At 62.5% G+C, this 22,019-nt stretch carries 25 protein-coding genes; 10 read left to right on the top strand and 15 right to left on the bottom strand.

All coding sequences use genetic code 11. The annotated features are described in order from the left end of the window. Positions 1-17 precede the first annotated feature (17 nt). Positions 18-473, top strand: coding sequence for a MaoC family dehydratase (locus FHS49_RS15165; protein WP_184020143.1), 456 nt, complete (start codon positions 18-20; stop codon positions 471-473). 296 nt (positions 474-769) lie between these two features. On the opposite strand, the gene FHS49_RS15160 is transcribed toward FHS49_RS15165, so the two are convergent. Genes FHS49_RS15160 through petA form a run of 3 tightly spaced genes read right to left on the bottom strand, consistent with a single transcriptional unit; the run spans position 770 to position 3,497 of the window. Beyond that, a complete protein-coding gene (locus FHS49_RS15160) occupies positions 770-1,612 on the bottom strand; it encodes a cytochrome c1 (RefSeq protein ID WP_184020141.1) in 843 nt (280 codons plus the stop codon). Positions 1,613-1,623: 11 nt separating this feature from the next. Then, positions 1,624-2,919, bottom strand: coding sequence for a cytochrome b (locus tag FHS49_RS15155; protein WP_184020139.1), 1,296 nt, complete (start codon positions 2,917-2,919; stop codon positions 1,624-1,626). An 11-nt stretch (positions 2,920-2,930) separates the two neighbouring features. Continuing rightward, entirely contained in the window at positions 2,931-3,497 is a 567-nt protein-coding gene (petA, locus tag FHS49_RS15150; RefSeq protein WP_184020137.1) for a ubiquinol-cytochrome c reductase iron-sulfur subunit, read from the bottom strand. Between the two features lie 195 nt (positions 3,498-3,692). Here petA and FHS49_RS15145 point away from each other — a divergent pair, with 195 nt between their 5' ends. From FHS49_RS15145 to FHS49_RS15135, 3 genes are all read left to right on the top strand, one after another. Next, positions 3,693-4,142 (top strand): tRNA (cytidine(34)-2'-O)-methyltransferase, encoded by a 450-nt coding sequence (locus FHS49_RS15145; RefSeq protein ID WP_184020135.1) that lies wholly within the window; start codon positions 3,693-3,695, stop codon positions 4,140-4,142. Between the two features lie 127 nt (positions 4,143-4,269). Next, positions 4,270-5,112 carry an oxygen-dependent coproporphyrinogen oxidase gene (hemF, locus tag FHS49_RS15140; protein WP_184020133.1) on the top strand — a complete coding sequence of 281 codons (843 nt, stop codon included), beginning with the start codon at positions 4,270-4,272 and terminating at the stop codon, positions 5,110-5,112. A 4-nt stretch (positions 5,113-5,116) separates the two neighbouring features. Then, positions 5,117-5,710 carry a GNAT family N-acetyltransferase gene (locus FHS49_RS15135; RefSeq protein ID WP_184020131.1) on the top strand — a complete coding sequence of 198 codons (594 nt, stop codon included), beginning with the start codon at positions 5,117-5,119 and terminating at the stop codon, positions 5,708-5,710. On the opposite strand, the gene FHS49_RS15130 is transcribed toward FHS49_RS15135, so the two are convergent. Then, a complete protein-coding gene (locus tag FHS49_RS15130) occupies positions 5,695-6,468 on the bottom strand; it encodes a hypothetical protein (RefSeq protein WP_184020129.1) in 774 nt (257 codons plus the stop codon). The genes FHS49_RS15135 and FHS49_RS15130 overlap by 16 nt on opposite strands. A gap of 85 nt (positions 6,469-6,553) precedes the next feature. Between FHS49_RS15130 and lipB the strand changes: the two genes are divergently transcribed. From lipB to FHS49_RS15115, 3 genes are all read left to right on the top strand, one after another. Then, complete coding sequence (gene lipB / locus FHS49_RS15125) at positions 6,554-7,213, top strand: lipoyl(octanoyl) transferase LipB (protein ID WP_184020127.1); 660 nt, start codon at positions 6,554-6,556, stop codon at positions 7,211-7,213. A gap of 87 nt (positions 7,214-7,300) precedes the next feature. Beyond that, a complete protein-coding gene (locus FHS49_RS15120; protein ID WP_184020125.1) occupies positions 7,301-7,564 on the top strand; it encodes a hypothetical protein in 264 nt (87 codons plus the stop codon). Positions 7,565-7,726: 162 nt separating this feature from the next. Next, the gene (locus tag FHS49_RS15115) at positions 7,727-8,407 is read left to right on the top strand and encodes a hypothetical protein (protein ID WP_184020123.1); all 681 of its coding nucleotides are present in this window, start codon (positions 7,727-7,729) and stop codon (positions 8,405-8,407) included. A 57-nt stretch (positions 8,408-8,464) separates the two neighbouring features. On the opposite strand, the gene queE is transcribed toward FHS49_RS15115, so the two are convergent. The 7 genes from queE to FHS49_RS15080 all read right to left on the bottom strand — a co-directional run bounded on the left by queE (position 8,465) and on the right by FHS49_RS15080 (position 14,814). Beyond that, positions 8,465-9,097: a 7-carboxy-7-deazaguanine synthase gene (queE, locus tag FHS49_RS15110; protein WP_184020121.1), complete on the bottom strand. Its 633-nt coding sequence runs from the start codon at positions 9,095-9,097 to the stop codon at positions 8,465-8,467. Next, complete coding sequence (queC, locus tag FHS49_RS15105) at positions 9,094-9,786, bottom strand: 7-cyano-7-deazaguanine synthase QueC (protein WP_184021141.1); 693 nt, start codon at positions 9,784-9,786, stop codon at positions 9,094-9,096. The genes queE and queC overlap by 4 nt, the downstream gene beginning before the upstream one ends. A gap of 190 nt (positions 9,787-9,976) precedes the next feature. Further along, entirely contained in the window at positions 9,977-10,393 is a 417-nt protein-coding gene (locus tag FHS49_RS15100; protein WP_184020119.1) for a hypothetical protein, read from the bottom strand. Between the two features lie 107 nt (positions 10,394-10,500). Beyond that, positions 10,501-11,397 carry an Hsp33 family molecular chaperone HslO gene (gene hslO, locus FHS49_RS15095; RefSeq protein WP_184020117.1) on the bottom strand — a complete coding sequence of 299 codons (897 nt, stop codon included), beginning with the start codon at positions 11,395-11,397 and terminating at the stop codon, positions 10,501-10,503. 125 nt (positions 11,398-11,522) lie between these two features. Then, positions 11,523-12,452: an ornithine carbamoyltransferase gene (gene argF / locus FHS49_RS15090; protein WP_184020115.1), complete on the bottom strand. Its 930-nt coding sequence runs from the start codon at positions 12,450-12,452 to the stop codon at positions 11,523-11,525. Positions 12,453-12,594: 142 nt separating this feature from the next. Beyond that, a complete protein-coding gene (locus FHS49_RS15085; RefSeq protein WP_184020113.1) occupies positions 12,595-13,788 on the bottom strand; it encodes an aspartate aminotransferase family protein in 1,194 nt (397 codons plus the stop codon). Between the two features lie 186 nt (positions 13,789-13,974). Then, the gene (locus FHS49_RS15080; RefSeq protein WP_184020111.1) at positions 13,975-14,814 is read right to left on the bottom strand and encodes an ABC transporter permease; all 840 of its coding nucleotides are present in this window, start codon (positions 14,812-14,814) and stop codon (positions 13,975-13,977) included. 93 nt (positions 14,815-14,907) lie between these two features. Between FHS49_RS15080 and FHS49_RS15075 the strand changes: the two genes are divergently transcribed. Continuing rightward, positions 14,908-15,591 carry a GcrA family cell cycle regulator gene (locus FHS49_RS15075; protein WP_184020109.1) on the top strand — a complete coding sequence of 228 codons (684 nt, stop codon included), beginning with the start codon at positions 14,908-14,910 and terminating at the stop codon, positions 15,589-15,591. A gap of 6 nt (positions 15,592-15,597) precedes the next feature. Here FHS49_RS15075 and FHS49_RS15070 read toward each other — a convergent pair whose 3' ends face one another. Together FHS49_RS15070 and FHS49_RS15065 are read right to left on the bottom strand one after the other, a co-directional pair. Next, positions 15,598-16,467 (bottom strand): PAS domain-containing protein, encoded by an 870-nt coding sequence (locus tag FHS49_RS15070; protein ID WP_184020107.1) that lies wholly within the window; start codon positions 16,465-16,467, stop codon positions 15,598-15,600. A gap of 304 nt (positions 16,468-16,771) precedes the next feature. Further along, positions 16,772-17,620: an outer membrane protein gene (locus FHS49_RS15065; protein ID WP_184020099.1), complete on the bottom strand. Its 849-nt coding sequence runs from the start codon at positions 17,618-17,620 to the stop codon at positions 16,772-16,774. 160 nt (positions 17,621-17,780) lie between these two features. Between FHS49_RS15065 and parE the strand changes: the two genes are divergently transcribed. After that, entirely contained in the window at positions 17,781-19,760 is a 1,980-nt protein-coding gene (gene parE, locus FHS49_RS15060; RefSeq protein ID WP_184020097.1) for a DNA topoisomerase IV subunit B, read from the top strand. Between the two features lie 101 nt (positions 19,761-19,861). After that, the gene (locus FHS49_RS15055) at positions 19,862-20,893 is read left to right on the top strand and encodes a CFI-box-CTERM domain-containing protein (RefSeq protein ID WP_184020095.1); all 1,032 of its coding nucleotides are present in this window, start codon (positions 19,862-19,864) and stop codon (positions 20,891-20,893) included. Here FHS49_RS15055 and FHS49_RS15050 read toward each other — a convergent pair whose 3' ends face one another. Continuing rightward, a complete protein-coding gene (locus tag FHS49_RS15050) occupies positions 20,894-21,163 on the bottom strand; it encodes a hypothetical protein (RefSeq protein WP_184020093.1) in 270 nt (89 codons plus the stop codon). After that, entirely contained in the window at positions 21,160-21,951 is a 792-nt protein-coding gene (locus FHS49_RS15045) for a LysR family transcriptional regulator (RefSeq protein WP_184020091.1), read from the bottom strand. The genes FHS49_RS15050 and FHS49_RS15045 overlap by 4 nt, the downstream gene beginning before the upstream one ends. Positions 21,952-22,019 lie beyond the last annotated feature (68 nt).

Here is a 22,019-nt window from a genome sequence, read left to right as displayed (position 1 = left end):
CCTAACCGGAGGCGTTGATGCAATATTTCGAGGATATGGTTGTCGGCACGGTCGCGCGCTTTGGCCGGCATGAGGTGACGCGCGAGGACGTGATCGATTTCGCCTCGAAATACGACCCCCAGCCCTTTCACCTGTCGGACGAGGCCGCCGCCAAGACCCATTTCGGCCGGATCGCCGCCAGCGGCTGGCATACCACGGGCATGGCGATGCGGATGATCGTCGACAATTTCAACGTGAGCAAGATGGCCAGCCTCGGCGGCATCGGTGTGGACGAATTGCGCTGGCTGAAGCCGGTTTATCCCGGCGATGTGCTGAGCCTGGAAACCGAGTTGCTGGAAAAGAAACAATCGCGCAGTCGCCCGGAAATGGGCACGTTCAAGACCAAGACCACCGTGCTGAACCAGAAGGATGAGCCGGTGATGGTCTATACGACGATCGCGATGGTGGCGACGCGGCCTTTGCCGGAGAGTTAGACCAAAGCCCCACGTCCCTCGACTTCGCTCGGGACAAACGGTGAATTTGAGCCGCATTTGCGCTCTAATCCCCGTCAAAAGCCACCAGGCTCGCACCATCACACCGGCTGTCTGCAGTCTTGCAGCCGGCCAAGCTTGATGGCTGCGAGCGGCCGGTGGCAATCAGATCCTTGACGATCAGCACGCGACGGGGCGGGATCAAATCAAACCGCGCACCGGATCCTGTTGCGGGAAATCCGGTAGGGTTCAGGTGAGCGCCTTTCAGATCCGCCTGGGATCTGCGGCGCTGACCCCGATCAATGCTTCTTGTCGCGCCAGACGTTCTGATAGGCCATCCAGGTCAGCCCGGTGAAGATCACCAGGAAGATCAGGACTGCCAGGCCGGTGCGATGACGGTTTTGCAACTTGGGCTCGGCAGTCCAGGTGAGGAACGCCGAAACGTCCTTCGCCATCTGGTCGACCGTGGGCTTGGTGCCATCCGCATAGCTCACCTGGCCCTCGGCCGTCAGCGGTGGTGCCATGGCAAGGTTCAAGTTTGCGAAATACGGATTGTAATGCAGACCCTCACCCGTCTTGGCTTCAGGGAAATGCTTGAGCAATGCCGCTGGCTGCGCGCTGTAACCCGTCAACAGGGCGTGAACATAGTTCGAGCCATCGTGACGCGCCTTGGTGATCAGCGAGAGATCAGGCGGAAGCGCGCCATTGTTGGCGGCGCGGGCGGCCACTTCGTTCGGGAAAGGCGAAGGAATGCGATCCGACGCAATCGACTTGCGCGTGGCGGGTTCGCCCGTCTCCGGATTGATGCTCGGCGTTTCGGTCGACCATTCGGCCGCCAGCGTCTTGGCCTGGCCATCGGTATAGCCAAGCGCGGTCAGGTCGCGGAACGATACCAGACGCAGCGAGTGACAGGCGGAGCAGACCTCCTTGTAAACCTGAAGGCCGCGCTGGAGCTGCGCCTGATCAAACTTGCCCAATGGCCCGTTGAACGAAAAGTCCACCTTTTCGGGATGCTTGTGGAATTCATGTTCAGCCGTCGCCTTGGGCGGCTCCTGAACAAAGGCGATGGCACCCCACATGAGCGACCAGAGCAGGACGCCTACGAAGCCGAGGCCGACGATGGGACCGAGAATGCGAACCATGGATCTTTCCCTTATGCCGCAGGCGCGGGCGTTGCATCGCCCAGAGTGCCGTCGGTGTGCTTGGCCAGCACGGATTCAGTGATGGAATTGGGCAGCGGCAGCGGCCGTTCGATCTTCGAGATAATCGGCAGGATGATCAGGAAGTGCGCGAAATAATAAGCGGACGCCAATTGCGAGATCATCACATAGGGCTCCTCCGCCGGCGCACCGCCGCAATAGCCCAGGATCAGCACGCAGGGGATCAGGCCGAACCAGAAGAACTTCTTGAACAGCGGGCGATAATTGCCCGAGCGCACCGGCGACTTGTCGAGCCAGGGCAGGAAGAACAGCAGCAGGATCGATGCGAACATCGCGAGCACGCCCCAGAGCTTCGCCGGGAGGATGAAATCCACCGTGAAAGCGCGCAGGATGGCGTAGAACGGCCAGAAATACCATTCAGGCACGATATGCGCCGGCGTCGAAAGCGGGTTGGCCGGGATATAGTTATCGGCATGGCCCAGGAAATTCGGCGCGAAGAACAGCAGCAGCGAGAACACGATCATGAACACGCCGAGGCCGACGCCGTCCTTGGCGGTGTAATATGGATGGAACGGCACGGTATCCTGCGGCCCCTTCACGGCCACGCCCGTCGGATTGGACGAACCGGGGATGTGCAGCGCCCAGATGTGGAGGATGATGACACCCAGGATCACGAACGGCAGCAGGAAATGCAGCGAGAAGAAGCGGTTCAGCGCGGCGTTGTCCGGCGCAAAGCCGCCCAGCAGCCAGGTCTGGATCGGCTCGCCCACCAGCGGGATCGCGCCGAACAGGCCGGTGATCACCTTGGCACCCCAGAAGCTCATCTGCCCCCAGGGAAGCACATAGCCCATGAAGGCGGTGGCCATCATCAGCAGGAAGATGACGAGGCCGAGCAGCCACACCATCTCTCGCGGTGCCTTATACGATCCGTAATAAAGGCCGCGGAAGATGTGGAGATAGACCACGATGAAGAACATGGATGCGCCATTGGCGTGCGCATAACGCAGCAGCCAGCCCGAATTCACGTCGCGCATGATATGCTCGACGCTATCGAAGGCGACACCGGCATTGGCGGCATAGTGCATCGCAAGCACGATGCCCGTGATGATCTGGATCATCAGCGCCGCGCCGGCGAGAACGCCGAAATTCCAGAAATAGTTCAGATTGCGCGGAACGGGATAACCGCCGCCGACCGCGTTGAACACCAGCCGCGGCAAAGGCAGCTTCTCGTCCATATAGCGCATGAAGGGATGCTTCGGCGCATATTGCTCAGCCCAGGGAAAGCTCATCTGTTTCTACCTCACCCGACCTGAACGACGGTGTCTGACGTGAACGTATATTCCGGCACCTGCAGATTGAGCGGTGCTGGACCTTTGCGAATACGGCCAGCCGTATCGTAATGCGAGCCGTGGCAGGGGCAGAAATAGCCGCCGAATTCGCCACGATTCTCGCCTTCGGCCGCGCCCAGCGGCACGCAGCCGAGGTGCGTGCACACGCCCATGGTGATCAGCCACTGCGACTTGCCGGCGGCCGTGCGCTCTTCGAGCGTCTGCGGATCGCGGAGCGAATCGACCGCCACCGCATCGGCAGCGGCGATCTCTGCGGGCGTCAGATGACGCACGAACAAAGGCTGTTTGCGAAAAATGGTCTTGATCGCCTGACCCGGCTGGATCGCGGAGACATCCACTTCGGCGGATGCCTGCGCCAACACGTCAGCCGACGGGTTCATTTGGTTGACCAGCGGCAGGACGAGCGTCGCGGCACCAACGCCCGCAAAGCTGACCGCAGCTATATTGATGAAGTCGCGACGTCTTACGCCATCGCCATGCTCCGCGTCCGCGGGTGCGCCCTGTTCAAGCGTTGCCATTCAAATGCCCTTGCGCTTCGAAACGAAATTCCGAGAGACATCGCCTGCGCTGTTGCGCTTGGTAAACGACAATGCCCCTCAGCACGCCCCGTCGACCGACGCGGCTCGCGGGCCTGATAGCCAAGGAATCGCGACATTCCAACAGCCAATTTGACGGGCTTGTGACGGACATGCCGACTGGCCTAATCAGCCCGGATGCGGATTGCTCTTTATCAGCCGGAGATTGCGGGAAATGTGGGGGCGATCCTGCGCCTTTCCGCCTGTTACGGCGTGCCTGTCGATATCATCGAACCCTGCGGATTCGCGTTCTCGGACAAGCGCTTGGCGCGTGCAGGCATGGATTATGCCGTCGAAGCGGAAATCATGCGCCATGCAAGCTGGGCCGATTTCCAGGCGCAGCGCACCGGAAGGCTGGTGCTGATGACCACCAAGGGCGCCGAGCGACTGCACGACGCCCGATTCGCGCCCGATGACATTCTTCTGATGGGATCGGAGGGCAGCGGTGTCCCCGAGGCCGTGCACGCCGGAGTCGATCTGCGCATCAAGATCCCGCTGCGCGCCGGCTTTCGATCCTTGAATGTCGGCATGGCTGCTGGCATCGCCCTCACCGAAGCGTTGAGACAGACCGGGGGGCTCCCGGAGTGAGCGCCCCGCTGAGCCCTCAACCGCGACAAATTCCGTTTGTGTCGAGCGCAGTCGAGACACGTTTGTGCATAATCCCACGTCCCTCGACTGCGCTCGGGACAAACGGCCATTGGATGGAACCGCTGTTTTGACACATTTCGACCCCGAACAGGCGGCGGCGCGCGCCTGGTTCGAATCCCTGCGCGACCGGATTTGCGCTGCCTTCATCGCGATCGAGCGCGAGGCCGGCAGCGATGCCACGTTCGAATATCTGCCATGGGACCGCGCGAACCCGGATGGCACGCCGGGCGGCGGCGGCGTGCGCGGGGTGATGAAGGGCAAGGTATTCGAGAAAGTGGGCGTCAACGTGTCCACGGTGGATGGCGCGCTGGACGGCGATTTCGCCAAGACCATCCATGGCGCAGACGAAGATCCCAAATTCTTCGCCACTGGAATCAGCCTGGTCGCGCATATGGCGAACCCGCATGTGCCCGCGGTGCATATGAACACGCGCTTCCTGAACACCACCAAACGCTGGTTCGGCGGCGGCGCGGATTTGAACCCGCCCTTGCCCTATGAACAGGACACCCAGGACTTCCACGCGCGGCTGAAGATCGCCTGCGACGCGCATGGCGCTGATTATTATGCGCGTTACAGCCAATGGGCGGATGATTATTTCTATATCCCGCATCGCAAGGTGCACCGCGGCGTAGGCGGGATATTCTACGATCATCTGGAGGGCGATTTCGACGCCAATTTCGCCTTCACCCGCGATGTGGGTGAGGCGTTTCTCGATATCTATCCGCAGATCGTGCGACGGCGCATGGGCCTGGCCTGGACCGCCGAGGACCGCGCGCAGATGCTGGCGTGGCGCGGGCGCTATGCCGAATTCAACCTCGTCTATGATCGCGGCACGCTGTTCGGCCTGAAAACCGGGGGCAATATCGACGCGATCCTGATGAGCTTGCCGCCCGAAGCCACATGGGGGTGATGGCGTGGGGCTGATCCCGGTCGCGACGCATCAGGTGGCGTGCGTGGTGACGTCGCTCGAAATGCTGGAGCGTCCGCGCGCGCGGCCAATGCCTCAATCCATCCTGCGATTGAACCGCTGGACAGCGCCCGCGGCGGATAAATACCGCCAGCTCTTCCGGCGAATCGGCGCGCCCTGGCTCTGGTTTTCCCGGCTGATCATGGATGAGGCGCGGCTGATCGCGATCATCCACGATCCGCTGGTGGAGATTTACGCGGTGTGCGACCGGCAGGGAATCGAAGTCGGCATATTGGAACTCGATTTCCGCAAAAGCGGCGAATGCGAGCTGGGGTTTTTCGGGCTGATCCCGGAGCTTGCCGGCCAGGGCCATGGCGGCTGGCTGATGGCGCAGGCCATGGCGCTGGGCTGGCGCAAGGGGATCACACGGCTGTGGGTGCACACCTGCACGCTCGATTCCCCCGGCGCGCTGGGCTTTTACCAGAAAGCCGGGTTCAAGCCGTTTGCGCGCTCGGTGGAGACGTTCGACGATCCGCGCGTGCTGGGCATCCTGCCGCGCGACACAGCGCCGCATGTGCCGATGCTTCAGGCGGCAAGCTGACGATAAAGCCGCGCGGTCATCACCAGCATATAGACGTTGATCACCGTATTGAGCAGCGCGCCGCCGATGAGCGATACGATCCCCGTAGTGTTTTGCCCGATCACCAGATCGACCAGCCCGAACAGCATATCGCCGACGAGCGAGACGATAATCACGACGATCCCGAACACCAAGACGAATCCGAACAATTTCCAGAACGCGCCTTTCGTGAGCGCCCAGGCGCGCTGGATCGTGCCCACCGGCCCCAGGTTTTCGCCGATGACGACCGCGGAAATGATCATCATCCGGATCGCGACGAAGATCACCAGCGGCAGCATCGCCAGAATGAGCAAGCCGGCCACTGGCCCCGCGCCGGAACGCGCTATGGCATAAGGGAGAATGCAGGCGACGATCCAGCCGAGGAACAGGATCAGGGTGGCCCCGAGTGCCACGACGAAGCGCGACATGGCGAAGGCGATCGCTTCGCCGACGCTGGTGCCCGCGGGCTTCAGAGTCAGCGTGTAGAGCGTCAATCCGCCAAGCAGCCCGATAATCGTGGTGATCAGGAAAGCGCCCAAGATCCGGGGCAGGATCGGCTGGATCAACGCCATCATTTCGGTCATGGTCTTGGCGGATTCGAGCTGGGTGGGCATCATCAGGCCGACGATGATCGCCGGAAGCGCCAGGAAAACGAACGCCACGGGAAAGAGCAGCCCCCCTTCCCTGCCAACAAAGGCCGCGGTTTCATCCCAAGCCTTGCTGATCGACAAACCCGCCATTGAAACTCCCCTGGAACGCGCCCGCCCGGAGACCGGCGCGGCGGCGCAGACTTGATCGCTGGCCCTTCCCAAGTCAAGGAAGCCCATGATCACGACAGACTCGGTCGAATGGCGCGTTTCGGATGCGCTGGCCGCCTATCCGGAAACGCTGGCGGCCATGGAAGCACGCGCGGCCGCGATCTTCGCGGGCGATGCACGAGAGCTTGTGTGGCTGCTCGAACACCCACCGCTTTACACCGGCGGCACCAGCGCTGACCCCGTCGAACTGCTGGATCCGCGCTTTCCCGTTTTCTCCGCGGGCCGCGGCGGACGCTATACCTATCACGGGCCGGGGCAGCGCATCGGCTATGTCATGATGAATCTGGCGGCGCGCGGTCGCGACGTGCGCTGCTATGTCCATGCGATCGAGGGCTGGGTGATCGATGCGCTGGCCGATCTCGGCGTCAAATCATGGCGCGCGCCCGGCCGGATCGGCATCTGGACCAATGATAATGGGCGCGAAGCCAAGATCGGCGCGATCGGCGTGCGCGTGCGCCGCTGGGTCACTTTCCATGGCTTTTCGGTGAATGTGGACCCCGACCTGTCCCATTTCGAGGGCATCGTGCCGTGCGGGATCGCCGAATATCCCGTCACCAGCCTGGCGAAACTGGGTCATGCTGCAGACATGAAAGCGCTGGATCGCGCGCTTGAACGCCGGTTTCCCGATTTTCTGACCCGGCTGGAGACCGCACAAACACAGGGTTGAGGCCCGGATAGATTGTGTTTACCCTTCGCGCAGATTTGGCACAGGGCAACAGGGCCATCCAGATCCGAACAAACTAAGGAGTTTCTAATGCGTGACACGATCTCGAAGCTGATGACCGGGGCGATGATCGCCAGCGCCGCTCTGCTGGTTTCCGCTTGCGGCAAGACCGAGCCGGCCGCCGACAACAGCGTGAATGTGACCGAGCTGAACGCCATGGACGACACCATGATGAACGGCACGACCAACGACAGCATGACCTCCATGGACGGCACCAACGCCATGGACGGCAATATGGCTGCTGACGTGAATGCCATGGACATGAATGCGTCGAACGCCTCGAACGCGATGTGATCCGTTCGCTTTCCTTTTGGGGAAAGCCGATGTGGCCGTCCGGGAGACCGGGCGGCCATTTTCATATCCGTAACAATTATGCCGGGCGGACGGGCCATCGGTTCGGCGACAAATTCGTCCTTCGCCCTTGAGCCTGCGATAAAATCGGTTAGGCATAGCGCCATGTCATTTACCAAAACGGTCCGCCAGAAGATGCAATTTTCCCGCGCCGCCATCACCCTCGCCATGTCCTTCATGGCCGCAAGCCCCGCCGCTGCGCAATTCTTCATAAAACCGCCCGATTATCGCGGTGCGCCGGTGACCGGCACTGAGACGGGCCTGTTCGTGCCCCTGCCCGGTGCACGACCGGAGGAATTGCGCGCCGCCATGGTCTGGAGCCTGCGCACCGGCCTCAATCTGGCCGCGCTGCAATGCCAGTTTCAGGAATCGCTGCTCACCGTGAACCAATATGTGGTGCTGCTGAAAGACCATAAGGCGGAGCTGAACAGCTCTTACGAAACGCTGAAGAATTATTTCAAGCGCACCAGCAAGAGCCCGGGTGCCGGTCTGGTCGCGCTGGATAAATATGGCACCAAGGTGTCGATCAGCTATTCCACCGTGGGCGGGCAATATGGCTTTTGCCGCACCGCTAGCCACATCGGCCGCGCGGCCTTGTTCACGCCCAAGGGCGGTCTCGGCACGCTCGCCGCCGCCCGGCTGGCGGAATTGCGCAAGAGCCTGAGCCCCGCATGGGATCAGCATATCCGGCGTTTCTACGTTGCCGAATATCAAGGCAGCGTGCCCGCCGTGGACACGCGCTGCTATGACAAGAAGGGGCGCGAGAAGAAGTGCAAGAAAAGCTGAGGGCGGCTCTCGCAATAGATTTCAATAAAACCAAACGGTTTAAAGGAAATATCGCCCTTACCGCAGCCCCAGCGCCTTGTGCGTCTGCAGCGACAAGCGCCACAGTGGCCGCTGCATCGCGAAATCGATCGCGGCCTGCACATTGGCCGCGCCGCGCTCGTCGTCCATCGGCTGGATCAGGAAATGCTCGAAATCCCAGCCTTCCATCGCTTCGAAATCGCTGCCCGGCTGCGGCCAGACCAGCTTCAGTTCATTGCCTGAGCGCTGGAGCACATCGCTCCCCGCCTTGGGGCTGACGCAGATCCAGTCCAACCCCGCCGGCGCGGCGATCGTGCCATTGGTTTCCACCGCCACCGCAAAGCCCTCATTTTGCAGCGCATCGATCAGCGCGCGATCGAGCTGGAGCAGCGGTTCGCCCCCGGTGCACACGATATAGGCCATGGCGCGATCATCGCCCCAGAGCGCGGCGGCCCTGGCCGCCAGCGCCGCGGCGTCGGGATAGCGCCCGCCATCAGTGCCATCCATGCCGACGAAATCGGTATCGCAAAACCGGCAGACGGCGTCCGCCCGATCCTGTTCGCGTCCGGTCCACAGATTGCAGCCGGCAAAGCGCAGGAAGACGGCGCGGCGTCCCGCCTGCCGCCCCTCTCCCTGGAGCGTCAGGAACATTTCCTTGACCGCATAGCTCATGCGGCCCCGGCGTCGATCAGCCCGGCTTCGGCAAAGCCCTTGGCGCGCAGGCGGCAACTGTCGCAGGTGCCGCAGGGTTTGCCCTGAGGCGTTGGATCGTAGCAGGACCAGCTCATGCCGCTATCGAGGCCCAGCCGGGCGGCCTCGCGCGCGATCTCCGCCTTGCCCATATGCTGGAGCGGGGCATGAATGCGAAAGGGTTCGCCCTCGACACCCGCCTTGGTTGCCAGATCGGCCAGCTTTTCAAAGCCGGCGATGAATTCGGGACGGCAATCGGGATAGCCCGAATAATCAAGTGCGTTGACGCCGATGAAGATATCGCGCGCGCCCGCCGCCTCGGCCCAACCCAGAGCGACCGACAGGAAGATGGTATTGCGCGCAGGCACGTAGGTGACCGGGATGCCGGTATCGTCCACGCCATGGTGCGGCACCGCAATATCGGCGGTGAGCGCCGAGCCGCCGAAGCCGCGCAGATCGAGCGGCAGCACGATATGGCGCTCCACTGCGAGCGCCGCGGCCACGCGCGCCGCGGCGGCGAGTTCGATCCGGTGGCGCTGGTTGTAATCCACCGTCAGGGCCAGCACGCTGAACCCCGCTTCGCGCGCCAATCCCGTGCAGACCATCGAATCGAGACCGCCCGAGAGCAGGACGACGGCGCGCCGGGCGCCCGAGGGTGCGGTATTTTCCATGATGCGCGCGGCGCTACGCCCTGCGGTCATCACTGGCAAGACCCTGCATGGCATAACAGAAGGGCCGCTTCCATTTCGGAGAAGCGGCCCAGTTTAGGGGTGTTACCCTGCTTGGGAGGAAAATGTGCCGAAAACCGCACCTACACTGCATGGCATAGGCGCGCTGAAGATATAGTTAACGGCCAGAGCGTCAGCGGCAGACCCCGGCAAAACGCCCTTCATAGCTCGCATTGAAGGGGGATTTGTCGATGATCCCTTGGGAATCGAGCTGGAACAGCCGCGGAGATTCCACGCGGATCGACGTCTGGCCATGCCCAGCGCCAGGGCAGGTATAATAGACCGTCCCGCGCGTCTGCGCATTTTCGACCACGAAGCGCGAGCAGACGGACGCGCCATGGCGCACCTGCATCAACATCATCGGATCGCGCACGCAGAGGCGCTGCGGTGCGGCCTTGCTGCCCTTTTCCTGCAATTCCCACAGGCCATGTTCGATTGATTTCAGCGCGGCAAGCGGCGGCGGCGCAGGCTGGGAGGACGCCGGCAGGCTCACGGCCGCCAGAACGATCGACGCCGACAGGCGCGCAGGAAAACGGACAGAACGCATCATTAAACCCCTCGAAGAGCCGGCCGCCGTGGTTGCGTCCCAGAACACCACGACTCACTCGTTACGATAAGATAATAAGAGTTTCGTCCGCTACAAGGCGATGTTGACCGTTAATTCTGCACCAGCGTGAGCGGCATCGGAAAGACGCGCGCGCAAAAGGCGCAATCCACGCTGATGATGCCTTGATCGTCGGCCATGGCGCGGCGCTCGTCTTCCGGAAAACGGCCGATGACATCGGCGATATGCGCGGCATTGCAGCGGCAGCCCTTGGCGATCGGCGCGCTGGGGATGATGCGCACCTCATCTTCTTCATGAAACAGCCGCCAAACCAGATCATCAAGCGCGAGCGCGGGATCGACCAGTTCGGCATCGGCGATGGTTTCGCCCAGCGCGCGCACATGATCCCATTCGGGATGATCAAGGCGCACATGCAGGCGTTCGCGCCCCTCCTCCCCCTCGGGCAGATGCTGGATCAATATCCCGCCCGCACGGCAGCCATCGGGGCCGTGCATGGTGGCGATGCGCACGAAACTGGGGATCTGTTCGGACTGGCAGAAATAATTCTGCGCGGCTTCGCCCAGCGACGCGCCTTCCAGCGGGACGATGCCCTGATAGCGCTCGCCCGATTCCGCCTGATCGAACGTGATCGCCAGATAGCCCTTGCCGAACAGGGCGAAGAGCGTGGGATCGGCGGGCATTTCGGCCAGCCGCTCGGCATCGAATTTGAGATAGCCGCGCACCGCGCCGCCGCGATAGTCGCAGACGAGCAGATCGATCACGCCCTTTTCGGTCTGCGCCTGCAGCGTCATCTGGCCGTCGTCATTCTTGAGCGTGGATCCCAGGAGCGCCGTCAGCGTCAGCGCCTCCGCCAGGACCTTTTCAACCGCCGGTGGATAGCCATGCGCCGCCAGCACCTCGTCCAGCACCGGACCAAGCCGCGCCACCCGTCCCCGCGCATGGCGGGCGGGAATGGTGAAGCCGATCAGGGTATCGAGATTAGTATCCATCAGTTCACTTTCACGTCATTCCCGCGCACGCGGGAATCCCGCTTCTTTCTTCTTATGATACTTCAAGGAAAAGCGGGATTCCCGCGTGCGCGGGAATGACGAAGATGGGGTTTATCATCCCGTCTTCAACCAAGCTTGCCGAACGCCCACAAAAGCACCGATTTCTGCGCATGAAGCCGGTTCTCCGCTTCATCCCAGATCACGGAGCGCGGACCGTCGATCACCGCATCCACCACTTCCTCTCCGCGATGCGCGGGCAGGCAATGGAGGAACAGCGCATCGCGCTTCGCCCGGGCCATGAGGTCTGATGACACCTGAAAGGGCATCATCGCCGCCAATTTCTCCTCGGCATGTAATTGGCCCATGGAAATCCAGGTATCGGTCACCACCACATCGGCATCGGCAGCGGCCTCGCGCGCATCGCGACAAATGCGGATATCCGCGCCGCGCGCCCGCGCGGCCTCGACATAGGTGCCATCGGGATCATAGCCCTGGGGGCAGCCGATCGCGACCGAAAATTTCATCAGCCCTGCCGCCTCGACGATCGAATGCAGCACATTATTGCCATCGCCCAGCCACGCCCATTTTGAGCCCGGCAGCGCCTTATCATGCTCGATCACGGTGAGCAGATCGGCCATGATCTGGCAGGGATGCGATACATCGGTCAGCCCGTTGATCACCGGCACGCTGGCATAATCCGCCATTTCGCGCACCTTGGCATGATCGTCCGTGCGGATCATGATTGCGTCGACATAGCGGCTGAGCACGCGCGCGGTATCGGCCACGCTTTCGCCGCGGCCAAGCTGCATGGTGCCGGCATCCATCACGACGCTGGTGCCGCCCAATTGCCGGATCGCCATATCGAACGACACGCGGGTGCGCGTCGAATTCTTCTCGAAGATCATGCCCAGCGTGTGACCGGCCAGCGGCGCATCGGCGTCCACCTTGCCCTTGGGCCAGCCCTTGCGCGCCGCCTTGCGATCGATCGCATCGTTGATCATCGCGGCAATCGCGTCTCCGCCCGCATCCGCGAGATCGAGAAAATGCCGCGTCATGGAACAGCGCTCCCGGAGATGGATGCAAACACACTCGTTCGGGCTGAGCCGGTCGAAGCCCTGCCCTTCATTTGCCTGCCGAAGAAGGAAATAAAACCCTTCGACAGGCTCAGGGTGAACGGTGTGTGGTGTGGGTTCGCACTCATGTGCCCGGCACCTGATAGCTTGCCGCACCTGCCGACAATTTCTCGATACACTCGGCGATATGGTCTTCACCGATCACTAGGGGCGGGAGCACGCGGAACACATTCTCGCCCGCGGCCACGGTCAGCAGGCCGTGATGATCGCGCAGATGCGCCACGAAATCGCGGCTGATCGCGGGCTCCTTCATCTTGATGCCCAGCATCAGCCCCTTGCCGCGGATTTCCTCGAACAGATGATCGTGATTGGGAATCAATTGCTCGAACGCCTGCCGCAGCCGATCGCCCATCGTGACGACATGATCGAGAAAGCCGTCTTCCAGCATCACATCGAGCACGGCCTGCCCGGCCGCCATCGCCAGCGGATTGCCGCCATAGGTGGAGCCGTGCGTGCCAGCGACCATGCCCTTGGCCGCATCCTCGGTGGCCAGGCACGCGCCCAGCGGAAAGCCTGCGCCGATGCCCTTGGCCACGGTCATGATATCGGGCGTGATGCCATAATGCTCATAGGCCCACATCTTGCCGGTCCGGCCATAGCCGCACTGGATCTCGTCGAGGATCAGCAACAGGCCATGCTCGTCGCACGCCTTGCGCAGTCCCTGGATGAACTCCGGCGTGCCCGCGGTCATGCCACCCTCGCCCTGCACGGTCTCCACCAGGAAGCCAGCGGTCTCGTCGTCGATCAGCGCGAGCGCGCCCTCGAGATCGTTGAACGTGGCATAAGCGAAGCCCGGCAGCAGCGGTTCGAAGCCATCACGCATCTTGGCCTGGTCGGTAGCGGAGATCGCACCGAGCGAACGGCCGTGGAAGGCGTTCTTGAAGGTGATCAGCTTGTGCCGCTGCGGATTGCCATTGACGTAATGATAGCGGCGTGCGGTCTTGATCGCGCATTCGATCGCCTCGACTCCAGAATTGGTGAAGAACACCGTATCGGCGAAGCTCACGTCCACGATGCGCTGCGCCAGCGCCTCGCCCTGCGGCGAACCATAAAGATTGGAGACGTGCATCAGCGTCGCCGCCTGCTCGGCAATCGCCTGGGTCAGATGCGGATGGCCATGACCAAGAGCGTTGACAGCGATGCCGGCGGCAAAGTCCAGATAGCGTTCGCCGCGCTCGCCGATCAGATAGCAGCCCTCGCCTCGGACCGGACGCACTGCACACCGCGGGTAGACGGGCATCAGGGGCGTAATGGTCATCGAAGGAAACTCCTGCATCTGGCAGAATTGCCGAAAACGCAAAAAGGCGACCCATGACGGTCGCCTGACGCGAGCGGGCATATACCTTTATGCCGGGCGAGGCGTCAACTTGATGCGCTGTTTACCCCGGGGTGACGGCGAGCGCGCCGTTACCCCGCTCAAAGGGCGATCCGGACCGCTTTTCGTTCAGTTCTTCAGCTTCCAGCCGGACTTGAGCAAAGCGTAACACAAACCACCCAGCGCCGCGTTGATTGCCAGGATCAGGCCGGCGCCAAACAGCACGGGCGAATCGGCCTCGCTCAAGAAACCGTAGCGGAAGCCGGAGATCACATAGAAAAAGGGATTGGCGTGGCTGATCGTCTGAAACAAGGGCGCGAGTTTGTCGACCGAATAGAATGTGCCTGACAGCAAGGACAGCGGCGCGACGACGAAATTGCTCACCGCGGCGGCATGATCGAATTTCTCCGCCCAGATCGAGGTGAGGATGCCGAGCAGCGCGAGGAACAGCGATCCCATCACCCCGAACCAGACCACCGCCCACGGATGTTTCGGGGTGACATGCACGCCCGGCCACAGCGCCATGGCCGCCCAGACCGCGAGGCCGACCAGAATGGCGCGGGTCAGCGCGCCGCCGGCCAGCGCCACCAGCAATTCAGCGGTGGACAGCGGCGGCATCAGATAATCGACGATCGTCCCCTGGATCTTGCCCACGAGCAACGAAAAGCTCGAATTGGCGAACGCGTTCTGCATCATCCCCATGATGATCAGCCCCGGCGCGATGAAATCCGGAAAGGGCACATTGAGCACGGTGCGGCCCGACCCACCGAGCGCCACCGTGAAAATCACCAGAAAAAGCAGTGTTGTGATGGCCGGTGCCCAGATAGTCTGGAGCTGGACCTTGAAGAACCGCCTCACCTCCTTGATATAGAGAGCCTTCAGCCCGCCCCAATTGACGTTCCGGATGACCGGCTCGCCCGGGGCGTGGTGAAATGCGCTATGCGGGGCGGATTCGGGCTGGTCGTTCATGCCTTGATCGCCTATCGGCTGTCGGCTTCCCCCGCAAGCCGCCATAGCGGGTCTGGAATCTTCGGATTCCGTTTTGTTTATTTAGGAGCAGCAATGGCCTGGACCGACGAACGCATCGATAGCCTTAGGGGGATGTGGGAAAAGGGTTTGACCGCGAGCCAGATCGCCGAGGAACTCGGCGGCGTGAGCCGCAACGCCGTGATCGGCAAGGCGCATCGCCTTGGCCTGCAATCACGTCCGTCGCCCGTGAAGGAGAAGGAAGGCAAAACGGCTTCCGCGCCCGCCGTGCGCAAGCCGGTGCCGCCGCGTGAACCGAGGCCGGCGGCCGCCGCCCCCGTGGCTGCGCCGCCGCCCGCGCCGCGCCCGGCACCTGCGCCAGCCGCATCCGCACCGATCGGCGCTGCACCGGCAGCGGGCGATGCGCCCGTCGCGCCCCGCGAACCGGTCTTGCGTTCGGTCGGCCCCGGTGGCTTCCTGCGTCAGGGGCCGGGTGATCAGCAGCCGCCGATCCCGCCCGCACCGCCGCGCCGCCTGGTCCCTGCCAAGCCCAGCGCGGAGATGGCGGGCAAGACCAGCCTGCTCGATCTGAACGAACGCATCTGCAAATGGCCGATCGGCCATCCGGGCGAGCCCGATTTCCATTTCTGCGGCGTGCAGGTGAACCCCGGCTTCCCCTATTGCGTCCAGCATTGCGGCCAGGCTTATCAGGCGCAGCTTCCGCGCCGCGATCGCCGTCCCCCGCCGCCGCTGCCGTTCGGCGGCCCGCGGGTCCGCTAATTCGCCCTATTCATCCGGCGCGCGCGGTGTGACAAGCACCGTCGCGCCGTCGATGGCATAATCGCTGCGCGTCTCCGCGATGGCGATGGTGACGAGGGATCCGCGCACCAGCGCGGCCGCGAGGGCGGTTGCCCCCTTCCCTTCCAGCACCTTTTCTACCGCGCGGGACAGCGCCGTGCGATCTTGCGCAATTACGATATCGGCCAGCGGTGCCGAGATCAGTCGCTCCTCCGCCAGACCGGTCATCCGCATCAGGGTGTCGTCGAAGCGCGTCATGCAGCCCCGCAAAGATAGCCGGATCATCGCCGCCGATCCGTGCGCGCCAAACAGATCTTTCAATGCTTCGATTTCCGCCGCCTGCTGCTTCGCCTCATCGCCCGGAAGCGCTTGAAAAAGATAGCCGACACCGCTGCCATAGGGAAAGGCATCCACCCTGATGCGCTGGTCTGGATGGACGATCGACAAAATATCGAAGCTATGACTTTGGCGCGTGCGCAAGACCCGCGCAAAACTCCGCGCACGCGCCATATCCTGAACCGCTGGATAGAGCGCTGTGAGCGGGCGCCCCAGCAACGCCGCCGCGCTCCGGCCGAAATAGACCGTCGCGGCACGATTGACCCGGCGGACGATGAAATCGCGATCGAGCGCCACGAAGCACTGCGCCACGGCATCAATCACGAGGGAATCGTCGCCATCGGGCGCGGGATCGCCCCCGCCGCCTGCCTTATAGCTGTTATAGGTCTCCACGGAGATCAGCACAGCCCGGGGCCGGCCATGATGCGTGACCATCACCGGCTGGTTCATGGCCTTTTCCTGCCAGAGCCCGAAATTGCGGCTCAGGCTGGCCGCGGTCGTCGTCACCGGTTTTTCCGGCATGAGTGCCCCCCCCAAATGCCCCTGTTTTCGTCAGCGATCCGGGTGCGACCCCTTTAATTGATCGTTTTCGCACCCCACGACTGCGATCCTTTATAGACGGATCACGCTCGCACGGGGCGACGCCGCTTCTTGGGCAAGCGGGTGTAGGGCGGGTTAATATTTCGGGTAAATGAAATATTCCCCGGATACGTGCGCCCAAGCCATTCGCAGGCCCGAGATCATATCATATCGTATCCGTAACTATGGCAAAGACAAAAAAGGGGCCGACGCGAAGCGCCGACCCCATTTGAGCGAGATCCGGATATCAGAAGCGGAACGCTGCTGTCGCCCGGATGCTGTGGAAGCGGAAATTATCGTCGCTACGACGGAAATCGGTGCCTGCCGGATTGGCGAGCAGGAACGGATTGGTCGGCAATGCCGTGCCCGGCCCTACGGCGACGCGATAATCATTGTCCTTCAGATCGGTGTAGAGATATTGCAGACCGATCGAGAAATTCTGACCGATCTTCTGCTCCACGCCACCGCCGGCGCTATAGCCCCAGGCGTCGGAATTGCCGTTGTCGCTGAAGCTGTTCGCGGTGTTGGTGGTGGTGAAGCTGTTCTTCACCTTGGCATAGGCACCGCCGCCCGTGACGTAGAACAATGTGGTGTTGTTCGGCGTGTAACCGGCGCGCAGACGCAGGCCCGCATTATACTTCAGCTTGCGGGTCATCGTGTAGGATGCGGGCGTGGTGCTGAATGCGGTGACGCTGTCGCTGAGTTCGCTCTTGCCGAATTCGCCGACCGCGCCAATCACGAAGCTGCCCATCTGACGGTCAAAGCCGATATTGCCGTAATATTCGATATCGTCCTTGTCGTTCGTGCAACCCGTGCCAGGCGCGGTGCTGGTCGGACGGCCGTTGCAGAAACCCGGCGAAAAGGCATTGACCGGGGGGACGGCCGCGGTGTTGACCGTATCGCCGAACGTGCCGTCGAGATTGTTGTCGAAAAGGATGCTCGAGCCATTGTCATTGCCCTGGAGGCTGGCCCCGAAGGATCCGCCGACATAGACGCCGTTATAGCCGGTCTCTTCCGCGGTGGACTGGGCAAAGGCTGGTGTTGCGGCGAGACCCATACTCAGGGCCAATGCCGAAACGATAAACTTGGTACGCATACGCAACTCCTACTGGCTTGATAGCGGCCCCCTAACGTCCGCACTGCAGCATTCGATCCCGGATATTTCACGAAAATGTAAAACCGTGACTTTTTTGCCACGCGCGCCCTTGGCCAAGCGCCGCTTGCCAGCGTGACTCCGCACCCCTTATAGCATCGTCATGTCCGACGATTTGTTCGCTTCCAATTCCCAGACCAGCGGCGCTTACGACGCCTCGTCCATCGAAGTGCTCGAAGGGCTTGAACCCGTGCGCCGCCGGCCCGGCATGTATGTGGGCGGCACCGACGAACGCGCGCTGCATCATCTGGCGGCAGAAGTGCTCGACAATGCCATGGACGAAGCGGTGGCAGGCCATGCCACGCGGATCGAGATGACTCTGGACGCGGGCAACCGGCTGACCATCGTCGATAACGGCCGCGGCATTCCGGTGGATGAGCACCCGAAGTTTCCGGGCAAATCGGCGCTGGAAGTGATCCTGAGCACGCTGCATTCGGGTGGCAAGTTTGCGGGCAAGGCCTATGCCACATCGGGCGGCCTGCACGGCGTGGGCATCAGCGTGGTCAATGCGCTGTCGTCAGACACCGTGGTCGAAGTGGCGCTCAACAAGCAATTGTTTCGCCAGCGCTTTGCCAAGGGGCTGACGCTCGGCCCGCTCGAAAAGCTCGGCCCCACGCAGAATCGGCGCGGCACCAGCGTGTCCTTCGTGCCCGATGTCGAAATTTTCGGCGACATTCTCCAATTCAAGCCGCAACGGCTGTATCGACTGGCCCGCTCCAAGGCCTATCTGTTCGCCGGCGTCGAAATCCGCTGGAAATGCGCGCCCGAACTGATCACCGACGACACGCCCGCCGAGGCCATGTTCCAGTTTCCCGGCGGCCTTTCCGATCATTTGCGCGAACAGCTTGGCCCGCGCGAATGCGCGACGGCCGAATTCTTCTCGGGCCGCCAGGATTTCGCCAATGAACAGGGCCGTGTGGAATGGGCGATCGCCTGGCCGCTATGGTCCGAGGGCAGCTATAGCTGGTATTGCAACACCATACCGACGCCCGACGGCGGCACGCATGAAAATGGCCTGCGCGCCGCGATCACCAAGGGCATACGCGCTTTCGGCGAGCTGACCGGCCAGAAAAAGGCCAAGGACATCACGGCGGAAGATGTGATGACCGGATCCGAGCTGATGCTCTCCGTATTCATCCGCGATCCGCAATTCCAGAGCCAGACCAAGGATCGTCTCACCTCGCCCGAAGCCGCCACGCTGGTGGAAAAGGCGGTGCGCGACCATTTCGATCATTATCTCTCGGACAATATGGACCGCGGCAAGGCGCTGCTGGGCTTCGTGCTGGAGCGGATGGACGAGCGCCTGCGCCGCAGGGCGGAGCGCGAGGTGAAGCGCAAGACCGCCACCTCCGCGCGCAAATTGCGCCTGCCCGGCAAATTGACCGATTGCTCGTCCGATGATCCCGCCGGCACCGAAATCTTCATCGTCGAGGGTGACAGCGCCGGCGGCAGCGCCAAGCAGGCGCGGGATCGCAAGACGCAGGCGATCCTGCCGATCCGTGGCAAGATCCTGAACGTGGCTTCCGCCAATCGCGACAAGATCAGCGCGAATAGCGAGATCGCCGACATGATCCAGGCGCTGGGCTGTGGCACGCGCGACAAGTGCATCCCCGAAAACCTGCGTTATGAGCGCGTGGTGATCATGACCGACGCCGATGTGGACGGCGCGCATATCGCCACTTTGCTGATGACCTTCTTCTTCCAGGAAATGCCCGAGCTGGTGCGGCGCGGGCATCTCTATCTGGCGCAGCCGCCGCTCTACAGGCTCGTGGCGGGCAGCAAGAGCGCCTATGCGCGCGATGACGACCACCGCGCCGAGATCGAGGCCAAGGAATTCAAGGGCAAGAAGGTGGAGGTCAGCCGCTTCAAGGGGCTGGGCGAGATGAACCCGATCCAGCTCCGCGAAACGACGATGGACCCCAAGAGCCGCAATATGCTGCGCATCACGCTGCCGCAGGAATATGAAGAGCGCGCGCTGGTGAAGGATCTGGTCGATCGCCTGATGGGCAAGCACCCCGAACACCGCTTCCAGTTCATCCAGGAAAATGCGGCGCAGGTGGACGAAGAGGTGATCGACGCCTGATCCCGGCGTTCTCGCCCGCATTTTTCGCTGGCGGCTTTTCCTTTCAACAGGCATCTTAAAAACGGGTCGCACCGCGTTCATTTGTCTGGGGGAATTTTCGCATGACTCGTTTTACCGCCACCCGCCGACGGATGCTGGCCGGACTTGCGCTGATTGGCCTTCCCGTCTCTGCCTGGGCGCAATCGGATATCATCGGCTATCGCATCGGCTGTGAACGCACCGTCACCGTAAAAGGCGTCACAAGCACATATCAGGGCGTTTATGACGTGATTGGCGGGCGCTATACGCTTGATCGCGCACCGACCGGAAAATCCACCATCACGCCGCTCTCCGCCAAATTCGCGACCGGCGGCCGGTCCGTCGGCACGGCTGACCGTTACGGCGGCCGCGCTGCCTTTATCGAAGAGCATTATGGACTCGATCCTGTGAGCGGCTTCCATCAGGCATCGCACATATTGTATCTCTCGCTCTCCGTGCCCGGCCGCACAGCCCGAATGCCGATCCGCGTCGCCATCTATCAGGGCAAGAAACTGGTCTGGCAGAATGATGTGGTGCCCTTCGCCAGCGCGACGCCGCAGCTTGTGTCGCTGGAACGCAAATTCGATGACGGATCATCACCGGCGATCTTCAAGAAAAAGATCCGCGTGGTGGTGCTGAGCAATGGCGTTCAGGTGGCCGACTATGGCTTCGACACCGCCAGATTGAACGCAAAGAAATATCGCGATGCCAATCACAACGCCATCATGGGCAAGCCCTATGTCGAAAGCGCATTGCCGCCGGGATGCGTCAAGAAATCCATATCGACGGGCGGGAGCGGCTGTTTCGTGACCACCGCTGCGGTGGAGACGATCGGACTGGCCGACGATTGCTGGGAATTGGAGACGCTGCGCCGCTTCCGCGACACCGCTTTGCCCCGCCTGCCCGGCGGCGACGCGTTGATCCGCGATTATTACGCGCTGGCTCCGGCCATGATCGCGCGGATCAACGAGCGGCCCGATGCGCAGCGCGTGTGGCTGAAAACCTATTGGGCGGGCGTGATCCCCAGTGCGCTCTGCGCAGCGATAGGCTGGAACCGGGAGGCGATGGCCTGTTACAGCCGGTCCATCCGGCGTCTGGCAACGCTCGCCGCGTGATCATTCCGGCGGCGGCAGCATCCGGATCACATGATGGAATTTTCGCCGCATCAGCCCGAAGCCCAGCACACCGAAGCCGGTCGCCACGATCAGGATCGTCGCCAGCCGGTTCGGCTTGGTGTCGTGGATCTTGGTATAATAGGCCATGCCCGCCCCTGCGAGCGCGATGGCGATGCCCAGCAGCCGCGTCTTGCGCGCCACGCCCGCCAGCTCGCGCGAATATGCGGCACGCTGGACGGGATCGGACAGATCGGGCGGCGGCGGCCTCACGCGGCCGTCAGCGCTTCCACCAGCGCTTTCACCTTTTTCTGGCGCCACTGCGGCAGCGGCGCGATCAGCCAATAGGCCAAAGGCGACGCCTGACGCCCGCTTTCCTTCACGCGGCCTGCGGCGATATCCGTCTCGGCGAGCAATTGCGGGACGCAGGCACGGCCAAAGCCGTTGATCGCGGCCTCGATCGCAAGACCGGCATCCGAAACCCGCAGCATCGCCCCGGCTTCGTCTGCGGGGCAGCCCGGCCAGGCGATGCGCGTGTCCGCAGCGCCTTCGGGCGCGGCTATGGTCACGAAGGCCCCGTCCGCGAGCTTCAAGCCCTCATTTTCACCCGGCCCCTCGGCCAGGCGGATCGCGAGATCCAGATTGGCCTCGGTGAAATCCATCTCGCCTTCGGAAGCAATCAGGGTGAAGCGCAGATCGGCGTCGGTGCGGCCATATTTGGCGAGGCGCGAGGCCAGCCATTTCGCCGTGAAATCCCGCGGCGCTGCGATCGTCAGCGATTTGGAGGATTGCCCGGCCTGCATCGCACGCACCGATTCCTCGAATTGCAGGAAGCCCGCCCGCAACGCACCCAGCCCGCCTTCGCCCTCGGGCGTCAGTTCAAGCCCCTTGGCGGTGCGGCGGAACAGGACCACGCCCAGCGTATCCTCCAGCGCGCGGATCTGCTGGCCCACGGCGGCGGGGGTCACCGCCAGTTCGTCGGCCGCGCGGGTAAAGCTCAGATGGCGTGCGGCGGCATCGAGCACACGCAGGCCGTTCAGGGGGAGATGGGTGCGTTTCACAATGGCAACCCCATGCCGTTTGTCCCGAGCGAAGTCGAGGGACGTTGGTGACGCGACAAACGTCCCTC

It is taken from the genome of Sphingobium boeckii (assembly GCF_014199215.1).
Lineage (GTDB): Bacteria > Pseudomonadota > Alphaproteobacteria > Sphingomonadales > Sphingomonadaceae > Sphingobium_A > Sphingobium_A boeckii.
Note: the sequence above shows the minus strand (reverse complement) of the source record. Positions and strands in the feature narration are given on the sequence as shown.